14 protein-coding genes and 1 tRNA gene are annotated in these 14,694 nt (G+C 74.2%); 5 read left to right on the forward strand and 10 right to left on the reverse strand.

Translation table 11 applies throughout. From position 1 onward, the window contains the following. Position 1 precedes the first annotated feature (1 nt). The 3 genes from ACFQ8Y_RS20920 to ACFQ8Y_RS20930 are packed head-to-tail and all read right to left on the reverse strand — an operon-like array spanning position 2 to position 2,534. Complete coding sequence (locus ACFQ8Y_RS20920) at positions 2-778, reverse strand: amino acid ABC transporter ATP-binding protein (protein ID WP_430586637.1); 777 nt, start codon at positions 776-778, stop codon at positions 2-4. Continuing rightward, positions 775-1,668 (reverse strand): ABC transporter permease subunit, encoded by an 894-nt coding sequence (locus ACFQ8Y_RS20925; RefSeq protein WP_430586638.1) that lies wholly within the window; start codon positions 1,666-1,668, stop codon positions 775-777. Before ACFQ8Y_RS20925 ends, ACFQ8Y_RS20920 begins: the two co-directional genes overlap by 4 nt. 5 nt (positions 1,669-1,673) lie before the next feature. Beyond that, a complete protein-coding gene (locus tag ACFQ8Y_RS20930) occupies positions 1,674-2,534 on the reverse strand; it encodes an ABC transporter substrate-binding protein (RefSeq protein WP_430586639.1) in 861 nt (286 codons plus the stop codon). Between the two features lie 219 nt (positions 2,535-2,753). Between ACFQ8Y_RS20930 and ACFQ8Y_RS20935 the strand changes: the two genes are divergently transcribed. The 3 genes from ACFQ8Y_RS20935 to ACFQ8Y_RS20945 are packed head-to-tail and all read left to right on the forward strand — an operon-like array spanning position 2,754 to position 4,771. After that, positions 2,754-3,134: a YciI family protein gene (locus tag ACFQ8Y_RS20935; RefSeq protein ID WP_430586640.1), complete on the forward strand. Its 381-nt coding sequence runs from the start codon at positions 2,754-2,756 to the stop codon at positions 3,132-3,134. Next, positions 3,131-3,481, forward strand: coding sequence for a YciI family protein (locus ACFQ8Y_RS20940; RefSeq protein WP_430586641.1), 351 nt, complete (start codon positions 3,131-3,133; stop codon positions 3,479-3,481). Before ACFQ8Y_RS20935 ends, ACFQ8Y_RS20940 begins: the two co-directional genes overlap by 4 nt. Before the next feature lie 21 nt (positions 3,482-3,502). Beyond that, a complete protein-coding gene (locus ACFQ8Y_RS20945) occupies positions 3,503-4,771 on the forward strand; it encodes an RNA polymerase sigma factor (RefSeq protein ID WP_430586642.1) in 1,269 nt (422 codons plus the stop codon). Between the two features lie 18 nt (positions 4,772-4,789). On the opposite strand, the gene ACFQ8Y_RS20950 is transcribed toward ACFQ8Y_RS20945, so the two are convergent. The 5 genes from ACFQ8Y_RS20950 to ACFQ8Y_RS20970 all read right to left on the reverse strand — a co-directional run bounded on the left by ACFQ8Y_RS20950 (position 4,790) and on the right by ACFQ8Y_RS20970 (position 10,466). Continuing rightward, positions 4,790-5,281, reverse strand: coding sequence for a dsRBD fold-containing protein (locus ACFQ8Y_RS20950; RefSeq protein WP_430549563.1), 492 nt, complete (start codon positions 5,279-5,281; stop codon positions 4,790-4,792). 91 nt (positions 5,282-5,372) lie between these two features. Beyond that, entirely contained in the window at positions 5,373-5,642 is a 270-nt protein-coding gene (locus ACFQ8Y_RS20955; protein WP_430549562.1) for a Rho termination factor N-terminal domain-containing protein, read from the reverse strand. 208 nt (positions 5,643-5,850) lie between these two features. Next, positions 5,851-5,927, reverse strand: a tRNA-Met gene (locus ACFQ8Y_RS20960). Between the two features lie 170 nt (positions 5,928-6,097). After that, positions 6,098-9,178 carry a UPF0182 family protein gene (locus tag ACFQ8Y_RS20965; RefSeq protein ID WP_430586643.1) on the reverse strand — a complete coding sequence of 1,027 codons (3,081 nt, stop codon included), beginning with the start codon at positions 9,176-9,178 and terminating at the stop codon, positions 6,098-6,100. Positions 9,179-9,296: 118 nt separating this feature from the next. Further along, a complete protein-coding gene (locus ACFQ8Y_RS20970; RefSeq protein WP_430563884.1) occupies positions 9,297-10,466 on the reverse strand; it encodes a PDZ domain-containing protein in 1,170 nt (389 codons plus the stop codon). A 212-nt stretch (positions 10,467-10,678) separates the two neighbouring features. Here ACFQ8Y_RS20970 and ACFQ8Y_RS20975 point away from each other — a divergent pair, with 212 nt between their 5' ends. Next, positions 10,679-12,163 (forward strand): zinc-dependent metalloprotease, encoded by a 1,485-nt coding sequence (locus ACFQ8Y_RS20975; protein ID WP_430586644.1) that lies wholly within the window; start codon positions 10,679-10,681, stop codon positions 12,161-12,163. 51 nt (positions 12,164-12,214) lie between these two features. Here the strand turns inward: ACFQ8Y_RS20975 and ACFQ8Y_RS20980 are convergent, their stop codons facing one another. Continuing rightward, positions 12,215-12,754, reverse strand: a complete 540-nt coding sequence (locus ACFQ8Y_RS20980; RefSeq protein WP_430549937.1) for a SprT-like domain-containing protein — start codon at positions 12,752-12,754, stop codon at positions 12,215-12,217. Between the two features lie 144 nt (positions 12,755-12,898). Here ACFQ8Y_RS20980 and ACFQ8Y_RS20985 point away from each other — a divergent pair, with 144 nt between their 5' ends. Next, positions 12,899-14,020 carry a ThiF family adenylyltransferase gene (locus ACFQ8Y_RS20985; protein WP_430586645.1) on the forward strand — a complete coding sequence of 374 codons (1,122 nt, stop codon included), beginning with the start codon at positions 12,899-12,901 and terminating at the stop codon, positions 14,018-14,020. A gap of 130 nt (positions 14,021-14,150) precedes the next feature. Here ACFQ8Y_RS20985 and ACFQ8Y_RS20990 read toward each other — a convergent pair whose 3' ends face one another. Further along, positions 14,151-14,522, reverse strand: a complete 372-nt coding sequence (locus ACFQ8Y_RS20990) for a WhiB family transcriptional regulator (RefSeq protein WP_429762635.1) — start codon at positions 14,520-14,522, stop codon at positions 14,151-14,153. Between the last annotated feature and the right edge of the window lie 172 nt (positions 14,523-14,694).

Below are 14,694 nucleotides of genomic sequence, written 5' to 3' on the forward strand. Positions count from 1 at the left end.
GTCAGCCCAGGCGCCGCAGGAACTCGCGCGTGCGCTCCTCCCGCGGGTCCCGGAGCACCTGCTCGGGCGTGCCGCGCTCGTGCACGCGCCCGGCGTGCAGGAAGACGACCTCGTCGGCGACCTCGCGGGCGAAGCCCATCTCGTGCGTGGCGACGAGCATCGTCGTCGGCCGCCCGGCCACGCCCTCGCTGCGCAGGGAGAGCAGGAGGTCGAGCACCTCGCCGACCAGCTCGGGGTCGAGGGCGGAGGTCACCTCGTCGAGCAGGAGCAGTTCGGGCCCGTTCACCAGCGCGCGGGCGATGGCGGCGCGCTGCTGCTGACCGCCCGACAGCTGGTCGGGGTACGCGCGCGCCTTGTCGGCGAGGCCGACGCGCTCGAGCATCGCCAGCGCCGCCTGCTCGGCCTCGGCCCGCGGCACCTTGTGCACGACGCGCGGCGCCAGGGTCACGTTGTCGAGCACGCGCAGGTGCGGGAAGAGGTTGTACTGCTGGAAGACCATCGCAAGGCGGGCGCGCACGGCGTCGGCGTCCACCCACGGGTCGGCGACGTCCTCGCCGTCCAGCAGCACCTGGCCGTCGTCGACCTCCTCCAGCAGGTCGACGACGCGCAGCAGCGTGGACTTGCCGGACCCGGACGACCCGACCACGACGACGCACGACCCCGCGGCGACGTCGAGGTCGACGCCGTCGAGCACGACCTTGCGGTCGGCACCGGTGCCGAAGGACTTGCGGACGCCGCGCAGCGACAGGAGCGGCGCCCCGGGGACGATGTCGCTCATCGCACCACCCCCGCACCGGCGACGCCGCGCAGCTCGCCGCGCCAGCCCTGGCGGGCGGACCATGCGTCGACCAGCCGGGTGAGCGGGATCGAGATCGCCAGGAACAGCAGGCCCGCCACCACGTACGGCGTGAAGTTGTAGTCGCCGGTGGTCGCGATCTGCGCGGCGCGGATCGCGTCGACGGCGCCGAGGATCGAGATGAGGCCGGAGTCCTTCTGCAGCGACACGAGCATGCTGGCCACGGGCGCGGTGACGTTGCGGACCGCCTGCGGCAGCACGACGCGCCGCGCCGCCTGCCCGCGGGTCAGGCCCAGCGACCGGGCGGCCGCCACCTGCGACGGGTGCACCGCCTCGATGCCCGCGCGGAAGATCTCCGCGAGGTACGCCGTGTAGCAGACGACGATCGCAAGGCCGCCGAGGAAGGCGGCGCTCACCGGCAGCCACGGCAGGCGCAGGGCGGGCAGGCCGAAACCCACCAGCAGCAGCACGAGCAGCAGCGGCACGCCGCGGAACACGTCCACGTACGCGACGGCGAAGATCCGCAGCGGGAACAGCGCCGGCACCCGCGAGGTCCGCACGACGGCCAGCAGCAGCCCGACGACGAGCGCGACCACGCTCGCCACGACCCACACCCGCAGGTTGAGCCACAGCCCCGCCGCGACCTCGGGCAGCACCTCCCAGGCGCGCTCCGGGGAGAAGAACGCCTCGCGCGCCCGCTCCCAGCCGGGCGCCGTCGTCACCACGTACACGACGGCGGCCAGCACGAGGGCCGTGGCGACCCCGGCCACCAGCAGCGCGCGGCGGTGCTGCGCCCGCCGGTACGCCGTGCGGGCGCGTGCCCGCTCCGACGGCTGCCAGCCGCCGGTCGGCGTCGTCGCGGGTCCGGTCACGGGCGTCAGGACAGCTCGGGGACGTCGTCCGACTTGAGCCAGGTGGTGCGCAGCTCGTCGAGCGTGCCGTTCTCCTCGATCGTGTCGACGGCGGCCGAGACGCACGCCGTGAGCGACGATCCCTTGTCGAGCACGAGCCCGAGCTGCTCCGGCTCGCCCACAGGCGGCAGCGTGCCGATCACGTGCGTGTCGGGGAAGTAGACGGTCGAGGCGGCGACGCCCTGGTCGACGTCCATCACCATGGCGTCGATGGTGCCCGAGCTCAGGGCGGTCATGCCGTCGCCGGCGGCGTTGAACGGTGTCACCTCGACGTCGTCGCCCCACGCGGCGTCGGCGACGGCGAGCGACGTCTGCGAGGCGGTGACGCCGATCTTCGCGCCCTTGAGGTCCGCCAGGCTGGCCGCCTCGGAGAACTCGCCCTCGTCGGCCACGATGACGCCCTGCCGGCTGGTGAGGTACGGGCTGGAGAAGTCCACGGCGTTCTTGCGCTCGTCGGTGATCGTCGTCTGGTAGGCGGCGACGTCGAACGGCTTCACGGCCGGGCTGATGATCTGCTCGAAGGTCACGGACGTCCACTCGACGTCCTCCTTCGCGAACCCGAGCTCGTCCGCGACGGCGTACACGAGCGCGGACTCGAAGCCCTCCCCGGTGCTCGGCTCGCCCACGTACCAGGGCTCGAACGGGTCGCTGGCGCCCACGGTCAGGGTGCCGTCGGTGAGGGTCTGCATCCCCTCGGGCGTGCAGTCGGTCGCGCTGCCGGACGCCGCGGGCGCACCGTCGCCGTCGTCCGACGACGAGCAGCCGGCGAACGCGAGCGTGGCGGCCGACGCGAGGGCGACCGCGAGGACAGGACGGGAGGTGCGCACGGGTGGAGCCTTTCCGACGAGGGGGACCGACGAAGACGGAGGGGGTCACGCCGCCGACGAGCCTATGCCGACCGCGGGTCGCGGGGGCATGGCGGTCGTCACAGGGCAACCTCGTCGCGGTTGTCGATCTTCCCCGGGTTGTCGAACTGCACGGTCCTCGCGCGTCATCCAGGTGTACGAGCAGGTGTACGACCAGCCACGAGGAAGGACGATGAAACCATGACCACGTACGTCGTACTGCTGCCCGGCGTCGAGGACGTCTGGGAACGCGCGAGTGCCGAGGAGCGCGCCGCCGTGTACGCGAGGCACGAGGAGTTCGCCCGGCTGCTGGCCGAGCGCGGGCACCGCGTCACCGGGGGTGCCGAGCTCACGCACTCCCGCACCACCAAGCAGGTGCGCCGCGACGCCGCGGGGCGGGTCGTCGTCACCGACGGGCCGTTCGCCGAGACGGCGGAGCAGCTGTCCGGGTTCTACCTGGTCGAGTCGGACGACCTCGACGACCTGCTCCATATCAGCGCGACGCTCGCCGGGTCGTCCGGCGACGCCGACGGCGTCGTCGAGGTGCGCGCCGCCGTGGACCACGAGGAGGGCAGCGCATGAAGGTCGTCGTCCTGCTCACGCAACCGGACCACTACGAGATCTGGGGCGCCGCCGACGACGCGCACCGCGAGCGCTTCTACGCCCGGTTGGAGGCGTTCGACTCCGCGGTCGCCGAGCGGGGCGCGGTCGTCGCGGGCGAGGGCCTCGGCCACCCCGCCGCCGCCCGCACGCTCGGGCCGGGCACGGGCGGCGACCGCGCCGTCACCGACGGCCCCTTCGCCGAGGCGGCCGAGCAGCTCGGCGGCTTCTACGTCGTCGACGTGCCCGACCTGGACACCGCCGTCGAGCTCGCGCGGCTGCTCCCGGACGAGCTCACGGTCGAGCTGCGGCCGGCCGTGGCCGGGTAGACCGGACCCGGAAGGACGCCCGTGGCAGCCCTCGAGGACCTGATGCGCGACGAGTGGGGCCGGCTCCTGGCCCTGCTCGTCGCGCGGTTCCGTCGCCTCGACCTGGCGGAGGACGGGCTCGCGGACGCGTTCGAGGCGGCGGCCCGTACCTGGCCGCGCGACGGCGTGCCGGCGAACGGCCCCGCCTGGCTCCTCACCGCCGCCCGGCGCCGGGTGCTCGACCGGCTCCGGTCCGAACGGGTGCTGGCGCGATCGATGCCGCTGCTGGAGGTGGAGGCCGACCTGGCCACCCGCGCGCAGCGGGTGATGGCGGACGCGGGCGAGCCCCTGACCGACGAGCGGCTGCGCCTGGTGCTCCTGTGCGCCCACCCGCGGCTGTCGCGCGAGGCGGCCGCGGCGCTCTCGCTGCGCCTGGTGCTGGGCGTGCCCACCGCCGACGTCGCCCGCCTGTTCCTCCAGTCGACGCCGACGATGGCGGCACGCCTGACCCGGGCGCGCAAGAGGCTCGCGGGCGAGCGGTTCGCGCTGCCGTCCGCCCGGGAGCTCACCGACCGCCTCGGCGTCGCGGCCGACGTCGCGTACCTCGCGTTCACCGCGGGCTACGCGCCCACCAGCGGGGACGACGTCGTGCGGGGCGAGCTCGCCGGCGAGGCGGTGCGGCTCGTCCGCGTGCTGCGCGACGTCCTCCCCGCGCCGGGCGGCGCCGCGGGCGGCCGCGGCGCGCAGGACGACGGCGCCGGAGACGACGGCGTGGCGGCACGCGAGCTCGACGCCCTCCTCGCGCTCGTGCTGCTCCAGCACTCGCGCCGCGACGCCCGGGTGCGCGACGGAGCCCTGGTGCTGCTGCCGGACCAGGACCGCTCCCGGTGGCACCAGGGCGAGATCGCCGAGGCTCTCGACCTGCTCACGCCCCTCGCCACCGCTCCCCCGACGCCGTACCTGCTCCAGGCCCTCGTGGCCGCCGAGCACGCGATCGCCCGCACCCCGGACGCGACCGCCTGGGACCGCATCCTCGCCCGCTACGACGAGCTCCTGACGCTGACCGACACCCCGGTCGTGCGACTCAACCGCGCGGTCGCCGTGGCGGAGGTCTCCGGGCCGCACGCCGGCCTCGACGCCCTCACGGGGGTGGCGCTGCCCGGGCACCGGCTGCCCGCCCTGCGGGCGGAGCTCCTGCGCCGCGCGGGGGACGCGGACGGCGCCCGCCGGGCCTACGACGCGGCGCTGGCCCTGTGCGGGCACGGCGCCGAGCGCGACCACCTGCGCCGCCGTCGCGCGCAGCTCGCCTGACCGACCCGGGCCGGGCGGTCACGGGTGCACGTGCGCCTGGTGCCCCGTCTGCGCGGAGATGTCCTGCTCCGCCTGCTCGAGCAACGCGTCCGCGAGCCGTCGCAGGGCCCGCGCCGCGGCGACCTCGTCCCCGATGACCGGGACCTGCAGGTCGCCCGGGTCCTTGCGCGCGTGCCCGACGCCGCGCAACGAGCCGACGTCCGGGCCGGGCGTCAGCATCGCCTCCGCCGTCGTGCTCCCGGCCGACTCCACGAGCGAGACCCGCACGTCCCAGGTGAGCGCCCGCGCGGGCGACCGCCGCGGCGGCGCCGGCTCCGTCCCGCCGCCGTCGTGCTGCACCAGGGTGTCGGCGCCGGGGAAGACCAGCGTCTCCTCGCCCGTGTCCGACCAGCGCACCTGATAGGGCGGCGAGCCGTCCTCGTGCGGGCAGCCGACGACGACGCCGTCGCGCACCGCCCCGCCGACCACCCCGGACGCCACCACGATCCGGTCGCCCACCGTCGCTCTCATCGCCGCCTCCTCGCGTCGTCGTCGGGTGCCCGCCGTCCCGGCGGTGGCTCCTTCCATCATGCGCCCGGCACGGGCCCCTGGCACGGCGCGGTCAGTGCGAGCGCAGCGCCTCGACGAGCTCGGCCTTGCGCATCGACGACCGTCCCTCGATGCCGATCTCCGCCGCCCGCTTGCGCAGGTCGGTGACCGTCCAGTCGTCGTAGGATCCGGACTTCCCGCCCTTGGCACCGACCTTCTTCCGGCCGCGCGCCGCGGCGGCGTTCGCGATCCGCGCCGACTTCTCCTTGCTGTTGCCCTCGTCGCGCAGCTCCTCGTAGAGCTCCTTGTCCTTGACGCTCGGCCCTGCGTCTCGTCGCGGCATCCTGCGGCTCCTCCCGATCACGCCCGTCCGTCGGGTCATGGCGCCGCGCGTCGTCTCCACGCGGCGACTCCACCGTGGCCACGACCTCGCTCGGTCGCATCCCGAGGGCGACGAACCGGGGGGCGTGGTGCCGGGGGCGTGGCCCGGACATGACGAAGGCCCCGACCGGAACCCGGTCGGGGCCTTCGTGGATGTCGACGACATCCCGTGGTAGCGGGGGCAGGATTTGAACCTGCGACCTCTGGGTTATGAGCCCAGCGAGCTACCGAGCTGCTCCACCCCGCGTCGACTCCCTGAACATTACGGCGTCACCGGGCACGAATCAAATCGCATCGGGCGAATGGGACCGAGGTCACACCCGCGACCGCCTCCGGCCTGCGACGACGCCCGTCCGACGACGGCGGGGCCGCCGGTCCCGACGGACCGACGACCCCGCGCCTCGCACCACCCGCCGGTCAGCCGGCGGACTCGATCTCCTTCTCCGCCGCGACGGCGTCCTCGATCGCCTGCTGCAGGCGGTCCTGCGCCTCGCCGTACGCGGTGAAGTCGCCGGCCTTCAGCGCCTCGTCGCTGGCGGTCATCGCGTCGTTCGCCTCCTGGAGGGCGGCGTTCAGTCGCGACTGCGCGTCGCCCGACGGCGTGGTGCCACCGCTCGGTTCCGTGCTCGGTTCCGTGCTCGGTTCCGTGCTCGGCTCCGTGCTCGGCTCCGTGGACGGCTCCGTGGCCCCGTCCCCGCCGTCGACCGGCGCGGTGGGCACCTCGGACTCGACCTCGCCGTCGGCGTCGCCGGCCGTCGCGCCTGAGTCGCCGCCGAACACCTGGTCCAGGGCCTCGTCGAGCGTCTCCGCGTACCCGGTCTGGTCGCCGAACGCGACGAGCACGCGGCGCAGCAGCGGGTACGCCGTGCCCCCGGCGGACTGGATGTACACCGGCTGCACGTAGAGCAGGCCACCACCGACGGGCAGCGTCAGCTGGTTGCCCCGCACGACGTTCGAGGAGCCGCGCTCCAGGATGTTCAGCTGCTCGGAGATCGTCGGGTTCGAGTCGAAGTTGTTCTGCACCTGACCCGGGCCGGGCACCGTCGAGTCACGGGGCAGCTCCAGCATCCGTAGCTTCCCGTAGCCTTCCGCCACCTCGCCCGCGGTCGACCCGGCGTTGCCGTCGGCGGCCAGGTACCCCGTGAGGATCTCGCGGTCGGTGTTACCGCCCGGGATGAACGTGCTGGTCAACGAGAACGCCGAGCTCTGCTGCCCCGGCATCTGCAGCGACATGTAGTACGGGGGCTGCTTCGCGGCGTTCGCGCCGTTCGCGCCGCCGCTGGCCACCGGGTCCGCCGGGTTCGCCCAGAAGTCCTGGCCGGAGAAGAACTGCCCCGCGTCCTCGACGTGGTACTGCGTCAGCAGCGTGCGCTGGACCTTGAACATGTCCTCGGGGTAGCGGATGTGGCTCATCAGGTCGCCGGAGATCTCCGACATCGGCTTGACGGACGTCGGGAACACGTCGGACCAGGCCTTCAGGACGGGGTCCTCGGTGTCCCAGGCGTACAGGTCCACCGAGCCGTCGTAGGCGTCGACGGTCGCCTTCACCGAGTTGCGGATGTAGTTGACCTCCGGCGGCATCTCCACCGGCACGCCCTGGGCGGCGAGCGTCAGGGAGTCCGCCGTCGCCTCCTGCATCGGACGGCTGGTCGAGTACGGGTACGCGTCGGACGTGGTGTACCCGTCGACGATCCACTTGACGCGCCCGTCGACGACGGCCGGGTACATGCCCTGGTCGAGGGTCAGCCACGGGGCGACCTTCTGCACGCGGGTCATCGGGTCGCGGTCGTAGAGGATCTGCGACTCGTCGTTCACCCGCTCGGAGAAGAGCATCTCCTGGGAGCCGAACTTCAGCGCGTACAGGAGCTTGCTGCCGAACGAGCCGACCGACGGGCCCGCGGTCACGTCCTCGGTGGGGAAGGTGGTGTTGACCTGCTGGCCGCCCTCCTCGTCGTCGGCCTGGTAGTCGAGCTCCCACGGCGTCGCGTCCTCCGGCGCGCCCACGATGGAGTACTCCGACGTGGACGGGCTGAAGTAGATGCGGGGCTCGTACCCCTTGTCGGTGAGCGCGCCCTGCGTCGGGATGCCGCCCTCGTAGAAGGCCGGCTGGCCGTCCGGTCCGGGCTGGTTGCCGTACGCGGCGACGACGCCGTACCCGTGGGTGAACACCGTGTGGTCGTTCACCCAGTTGCGCTGGCCGTCGCCCAGGCCGTCGAGGTTGAGCTCGCGCACCGCGATCACGGTGTCGCGGGACTCGCCGTCGATGTCGTACCGGTCCACCGACAGGTTGTCGGCGAAGTTGTAGTACTGCTTGTTCTGCTGCAGCTGGCGGAACGACGGGCTGACGATCTGCGGATCGAGCAGGCGCACCGACGCGGTGGTGTCCGCGTCCTCTCGCAGCGCGCCCTGCTCCGCCTCCGTGGTGGCGTCGTAGGGCTGGGTCTCGATGTCGTCCAGCCCGTACGCCGCGTGCGTGGCGTCGATGTTGCGCTGGATGTAGTCGGCCTCGAGCTCCTGGGCGTTGGGGTTCACCTGGAAGCGCTGCACGACGGCCGGGTAGATGCCGCCGATCGCGATCGCCGACACGACCATGAGGCCGACGCCGATGGCCGGCAGGCGCCACGTGCCGCGGACCGCCGCCACGACGAACAGCAGCGCCACGAGCACCGCGACACCCGTGAGGATCTCCTTCGACGGGATGACGGCGTGCACGTCCGAGTAGGACGCGCCGTTGTAGGTGGCCGCCGTGCTGCCGCCGTTCGTCGCCGTCAGCAGCGAGTACCGGTCGAGCCAGTAGTTCGCACCGATCACCAGCATGAGCGTGGAGCCCAGCACGGCGAGGTGCACGCGGGACGCGCGGGTGGTGCGCGGGGTCCCCGCCGGCACGGGCCCGAGACGCAGCCCGCCGTACAGGTAGTGCGTCACCAGCGCGGCGATGCCGGCGATGATCACGACCGCCATGAGGAAGCTCACCGCGAACCGCAGCGCGGGCAACGAGAAGACGTAGAACCCGAGGTCGATCCCGAACTGGGGGTCCTTCTCGCCGAACGAGGAGGGGTTGATCGCCAGGAGCACGCTGCGCCACTGCGCGGACGCCGCGACACCGGCGAAGAACCCGACGACGACCGGTCCGGCGATGGTGACGACGCGACGCAGGGGCTCGATGGCCTCCCGATACTGGTCCAGGGTCGCCTGCTCGGGCGTCGACGGCGCGTAGACGGGGCGCACCCGGTACGCGACGGCGAACGACGAGAAGACGGCGGCCGCCATCACGAGGAAGCCGACGACGAAGAGGATGCCGCGGGTGATCCACTCCGTCCAGATCACGTTGCCGAAGCCGAGCGCGTCGAACCACATGATCTCGGTCCAGAACTGCGCGAGGAGCAGCAGCGCGACGACGACCGCGGCGATCACGACCAGCGTGATCGCCAGAGGGCTGCGGCGACGCTTGGCGGGCGGGCCGCCTGGTCGTCGACGGGGTGGGGCAGCGAAGGACACGGTGCGGGCACCTCACTCGTGCTCGGGACGGACGGACGTTCTGGTGTGGAACGTCCCTGTCATCCCTCAGGTTCCCACGCTTCGCCCGCGGGTGGGCGACCGGCCCTTCACAGGCCGGTCACGAGCACGTCGGGAGGCCCGCGCCCTCCCCCGCGCCGATCGCCTCGATCGCCGTCCGCGCGTCCTCGAGGGTGGCCACCCGGACCACCTGCAGCCCGTCCGGGACGTGCCCGACGACCTCGTCGCAGTTGCCCGCCGGGGCGAGGAACCAGTCCGCACCGGCGTCGACCGCGCCGAAGAGCTTCTGCTGGATGCCGCCGATCGGCCCGACGAGACCGTCGACGCTCATCGTGCCCGTGCCCGCCACGTGGGCGCCGTCCAGCTCGTCGTCGGGCGTCATCTTCGTGATGATCGCCAGCGCGAACATCGTGCCGGCGCTCGGCCCGCCGATGTCGCCCGGCCGGATGGTCACGTCGACCGGATAGTCGTACGTCGGGTCGAGGAGCACGCCGAGCGCCGCGCGCCCGTCCCCCTCCGACGTCGTCACCGTGAGGTCCTCCGCCTCGCCGTCGCGCTCGACGCCCAGCGTCACGTCGTCGCCCGCCGGCACGTCGTCGAGAGCGGCGAGCAGGTCCTGGTGCGTCGTGACCTCCTGCCCGTCGATGCTGCGCACCACGTCCCCCGGCTCGACGACGCCGTCGGCACCGGAGTCGGGCACCGTGCCGGCCACCGTGAGCGTCGCGGGCACCTCGTACCCCAGCTCCGTCAGCGCCGCCACGGTCGCGGCCGACTCCGACCCCGCCATCTGCGCCTGACCGACCTCCTGCTGCTGCTCCCGCGTGGTCTGCTGCGGGAAGATCGCCTCGACCGGCTGCACCGAGCGCTCGCGCGATCCCCAGCCCCAGAGCACGTCCCCCAGCAGGACGTCGCCGCCCGGCCCGCCGTACACCGACACGGTGGTGAGGCGCAGCTCGCCCGTGACGTCGTAGGTCTTCGCGCCCTCGATCTCCACGACCGGCTTCGCGGTGGCGCTCTTGCCCCCGCTCGACGTCTCGCCCGCGCCGCCCTGCACGTCCGCGCCCTGCAGCCCGAGCGTGTCCTCGGTCGGCCCCGGCGCACGGATCGCGTAGGGCGTCGGGAGCACCAGGAGGACGGCGGCGAGGAGCGCCGTCACCAGCAGGGAGACGCCGAGCGTCACGCTGCGTCGCGACGCGCGCGAGGCGGGGAGCGTGTCCTCGTCGGGCGACGACGGGTCGTCGGGCGCGAGGATGTCGCGGTCGAAGGTCACCGGCACATCATCGCCGACGTTCCTGGACGTGGCGCCCGCTCACGAGCCCGGTCACCGGCCCGCCCCTCAGGGTCTCCGGGAGATCTGCGCCCAGAGCGAACCGCCGGAACTCCACGGCCCGGCCGGACGTCGTCGGTGGTTACGGTGAACCAGTCGGAAGGCGGCCGCCGTCGTCCGACGTCCCTCCACCGCACAGCCGAGGAGCCCCGCGCATGAGCAACCTTCCCGACGACCCCGAGGGTGCCGAGGAGCGCGAGCGCATGCTGCGCTCGATGCTGGAGGGCTTCTTCGGGGACCGCACCGACGAGGTCCTCGCCCAGATGCGCGCGCAGGGCATCGACCCGGCCGCGCTCGCGGGCATGCCCGGCGCCGGCACGCCCGACCCGGCGACCATGCAGCACGTCCTGGCCCAGGTGCAGCGGCTCCTGTCCGCGTCCGGGGACGGCCCGGTGAACACCGACGTCGCCCACGACATCGCCCGGCAGGTCGCCGTCGCCGAGGGCGACCCGTCGCTCACGGGTGGCCAGGCGAAGGCCGCGACCGACGCGCTCGGGGTCGCGGAGCTGTGGCTCGACGCGGTGACCGACCTGCCGCCCGCCGGCGGCCGCGCGCACGCGTGGAGCCGGTCGGAGTGGGTGGAGGCCACGCTGCCCGCCTGGCACCGCCTGGTGGCGCCGGTCGCGACGTCCGTCGCCGACGCCCTCGCCACCGTGCTGCGCGACCAGCTCCCCGGGGACCTCGGCGACACCGACGCGCTGGGCGTGCCGGGTCTCGCGGGGCTGCCTGCCGGCGCCCTGGGCGGCGAGCTCGGCGGCGGGTTCGATCCCGCGCAGATGATGCGCCGCCTCGGGTCGGCCGTGTTCGGCATGCAGGTGGGGCAGGCCGCCGGCACCCTGTCGCGGGAGGTGTTCGGCGCCACCGACGTCGGCGTCCCGCTGCTGTCCGAGCCTGCCACCGTGCTGCTGCCGACCAACGTCACCGCGTTCGCCGACGGGCTCGACGCGCCGCTGGAGGAGGTGCGCCACTTCCTCGCGCTGCGCGAGGCCGCGCACGCCCGGCTGTTCACGCACGTCCCCTGGCTCACGGCGCACCTGCACGGCCTCGTCGAGCAGTACGCACGCGGCATCACCATCGACCTGGACGTGCTCGAGCAGCAGGTGCGCGAGATCGACCCCAGCGACCCCGAGGCGCTGCGCGGCGCCCTGACCGGCGGCGTCTTCGGGCTGCAGCACACCCCCGAGCAGGAGGCCACCCTGCTGCGCCTCGAGACCGCGCTGGCGCTCGTCGAGGGCTGGGTCACCGAGGTCGCGGCCACCGCGGCGCTCCCCCACCTGCCGCACACCTACCCGCTGCGCGAGATGATCCGGCGCCGCCGTGCGGCCGGCGGGCCCGCGGAGCACACCTTCGCCACGCTGGTCGGGCTCGAGCTGCGCCCGCGGCGCTCCCGCGACGCCACCGCACTCTTCGCGCACGTCCTCGCCGAGGGCGGCCCCCAGGCGCGCGACGCCGTCTGGGAGCACCCCGACCTGCTGCCCGGCACCGCGGACCTCGACGACCCCTCCGGCTACTTCACGCGACGCCAGGAGCAGGCGGAGGAACAGTCCGACGTCGACGCCGCGCTGGCGCAGATCCTGGACGCGGCGGACCGCTCGGGGAAGGACGACGGCACCGGCGACGGGGACACGCCCTCGTCCTGACCCGGCCCGTCCGACCCGTCGCCTCGGCCCGCGCCGCCGACACCGGCCGGCTCAGCCGGCGGGCTTGTCGTCGGCCGGGCCGGGCGACGCTCCGCCGTCGTCCTGGACGAACGAGACGCCCTCGAGGAACCCGCGCGCCCGATCCGTGCGCGGGTAGGCCTCGAGGAGCTGCCAGAACGCAGGGCCGTGCCCTGCGTGCAGCAGGTGCGCCAGCTCGTGCAGCAGCACGTAGTCGAGCACCCACTCGGGCATCCCCTGCACGCGCGTGGAGATCCGGATCGAGCCGTCGACCAGCGTGCACGACCCCCAGCGCCGGCCCTGGTGGGGGGACCAGGCCACGCTCGTCGGGTGGGCACGACCGTCCAGGTACCGCTCGGAGAGCTCCTTGGCCCGCTCGACGAGCTGGGCGTCGGACGGGCGCCGACGCCGCTCCTTGTCCTCGAGCCGCGCGAGCATCTTCGCCACCCACTCGCGCTCCTGGGCACGCGAGAAGCGCGCGGGAATGGCCACGACGGTACGCTCCCCGTCGCGGTACGCGCTGACCGTGGCGGTCCGCCGACGGCTGCGCCGGACCTCCACCGACGTCATCATCGTGTCGTGGGCCACGGCACGACGGTACCGGGGAATCGTGAACTTTGTGTGTCAGAACTCACGAACCGGGCGCCCCGGGAATCCGCGCGAGGGACCTGTGGACGACGCCCCGACCGTCCCTGACCCGCGTGCCAGGGTGGCCGCATGGCAGACGCCGACGACCTGACCGCCGCGACGGGTCACCTCCTCACGCTGCGCCCGGCGACCCCCGTCCTCGACCACGGCGACGGCGAGGTCCAGCTCGGCACGGACCCCCGCTGGAGCCTCGTCCTGTCCGGCCTGGACGACCACGAGGCGCGATGGCTGCGCGACGCCGGGACACGGCGGCACCGCTCCCTGGATCGTGGCGCCCGGCAGTGGGGCGTGAGCCCCGAGCGTCAGGAGCAGATCGAGCGCGTGCTGGCCGACGGCGGGTTCCTCGTCCGCACCGCCACGGACCGGCCGGCCGCGGCCGCCGACGCCGCGCCGCCCTGGACGCCGGACGCCACCGTGCTCGGTGCCCTGCGCCCCGACGGCGCCGGCGCGGCCACGCTCGCCCGCCGCGACGCCGGCGTCGTCGGGGTGCGGGGCCTCGGCCGGACCGGCACGGCCCTGGCCGGCCTCCTCGCCGGTGCCGGCGTCGGCGCCCTCGTGCTCGACGACCGCGACCCCGTCCAGGTGGGCGACCTCGGGCTCGGCGGCCACGGACCCGGCGACGTCGGCCGTCCGCGGGAGCAGTCCGCCGCCGCTCGGCTCGCGTCCGCCCACCCGCGGCTCCGGGTCGGCAGCGCACTGGCGGTCGCGGAGACGGGCGGGCCACGCCTGCCGGACGCCGTCGTGGTGGTGGAGGCACACGCCGCGCGCGCGGAGCGCTACGAGCGGCTGCTCGGGGCCGGGGTCCCCCACCTCCCCGTGGTGGTGCGGGAGGCCGACGTCGTCGTCGGACCGTTCGTGCTGCCGGGCCGTTCGCCGTGCGTGGGGTGCTGCGACCGTCACGCCGCCGACGCGGACCGGGGGTGGCCGTTCGTCGCGGCGGACCTCGCGCTCCGCCCGGCCGACGACGTCGCCCACGAGACCATGCTCGCGGCGACGGCCGCCGCGCTGGCGGCCGGGCAGGTGCTCGCGCTGCTCGACGGCGCGACGCCCGCGACCGTGGGGCGGCGCCTGGAGGTCGCGCTGCCCGAGGCGGTGCCGCGCGTGCGGGACGTCGCGCCGCACCCGGCGTGCGGGTGCGTCCGGCTGCCGACCCGGCTGCCGGCCCGGCTGCCGGCCCGGCTGCCGACATGAGGACAGGCCCCCGGCGAGACGGCGAAGAGCCGGCCGCACGTGATGCGGGCGCGCTCTCCGGGGTCTCGCCGGAGGCCTGTCGTGGGTCCTGCCTGTTCAGCACGCCGGGCAGCCCGGGCGCACTGCGCGGTCATGCTGCGACGGTCTCCGACTTCCGGGGCCGGCCGCGACCGCGCTTGCGGGCCACGACCTTGCCGTCGACGAAGACCTCACCACCCCAGACGCCCCAGGGCTCCTGCCGCTCGAGGGCACCGGCGAGGCAGCCGGCCTGCAGCGGGCAGCCGCGGCACAGCGCCTTGGCCTCCTCGACCTGGGTGGTGTGCTCGGCGAACCAGAGCTCCGGGTCGTTGGTACGGCACGGCAGCAGCGCCGCGAACTGGCGGTCGAGCTCGGCCACCTCGGCCGGGCTCTGGGTGAGGGGTTGATGCGGGGTCCAAGGGCCGTTTCCGCCCTGGGGGATCGTGTCGAGCAGCCGCTCGTCCAACAGCTGTGCGAGGCGCACGAGTTCCTCCGTCAGGTCCTGGGTATTGATGTGAACGTCGGTGTTCAGGACCTGCGGGTGGACCTCTGGAGTCAGAGGTCCGGCTCGAACGACCTGGTGAGGTCTTCTTCCCTGAGCGGAAAGACGAAGGCCGCGGGTCCCGGGGGGACTCCGCGGCCTGGATCCGGTTCTA

It is taken from the genome of Isoptericola sp. NPDC056605, assembly GCF_042792795.1.
Lineage (GTDB): Bacteria > Actinomycetota > Actinomycetes > Actinomycetales > Cellulomonadaceae > Isoptericola.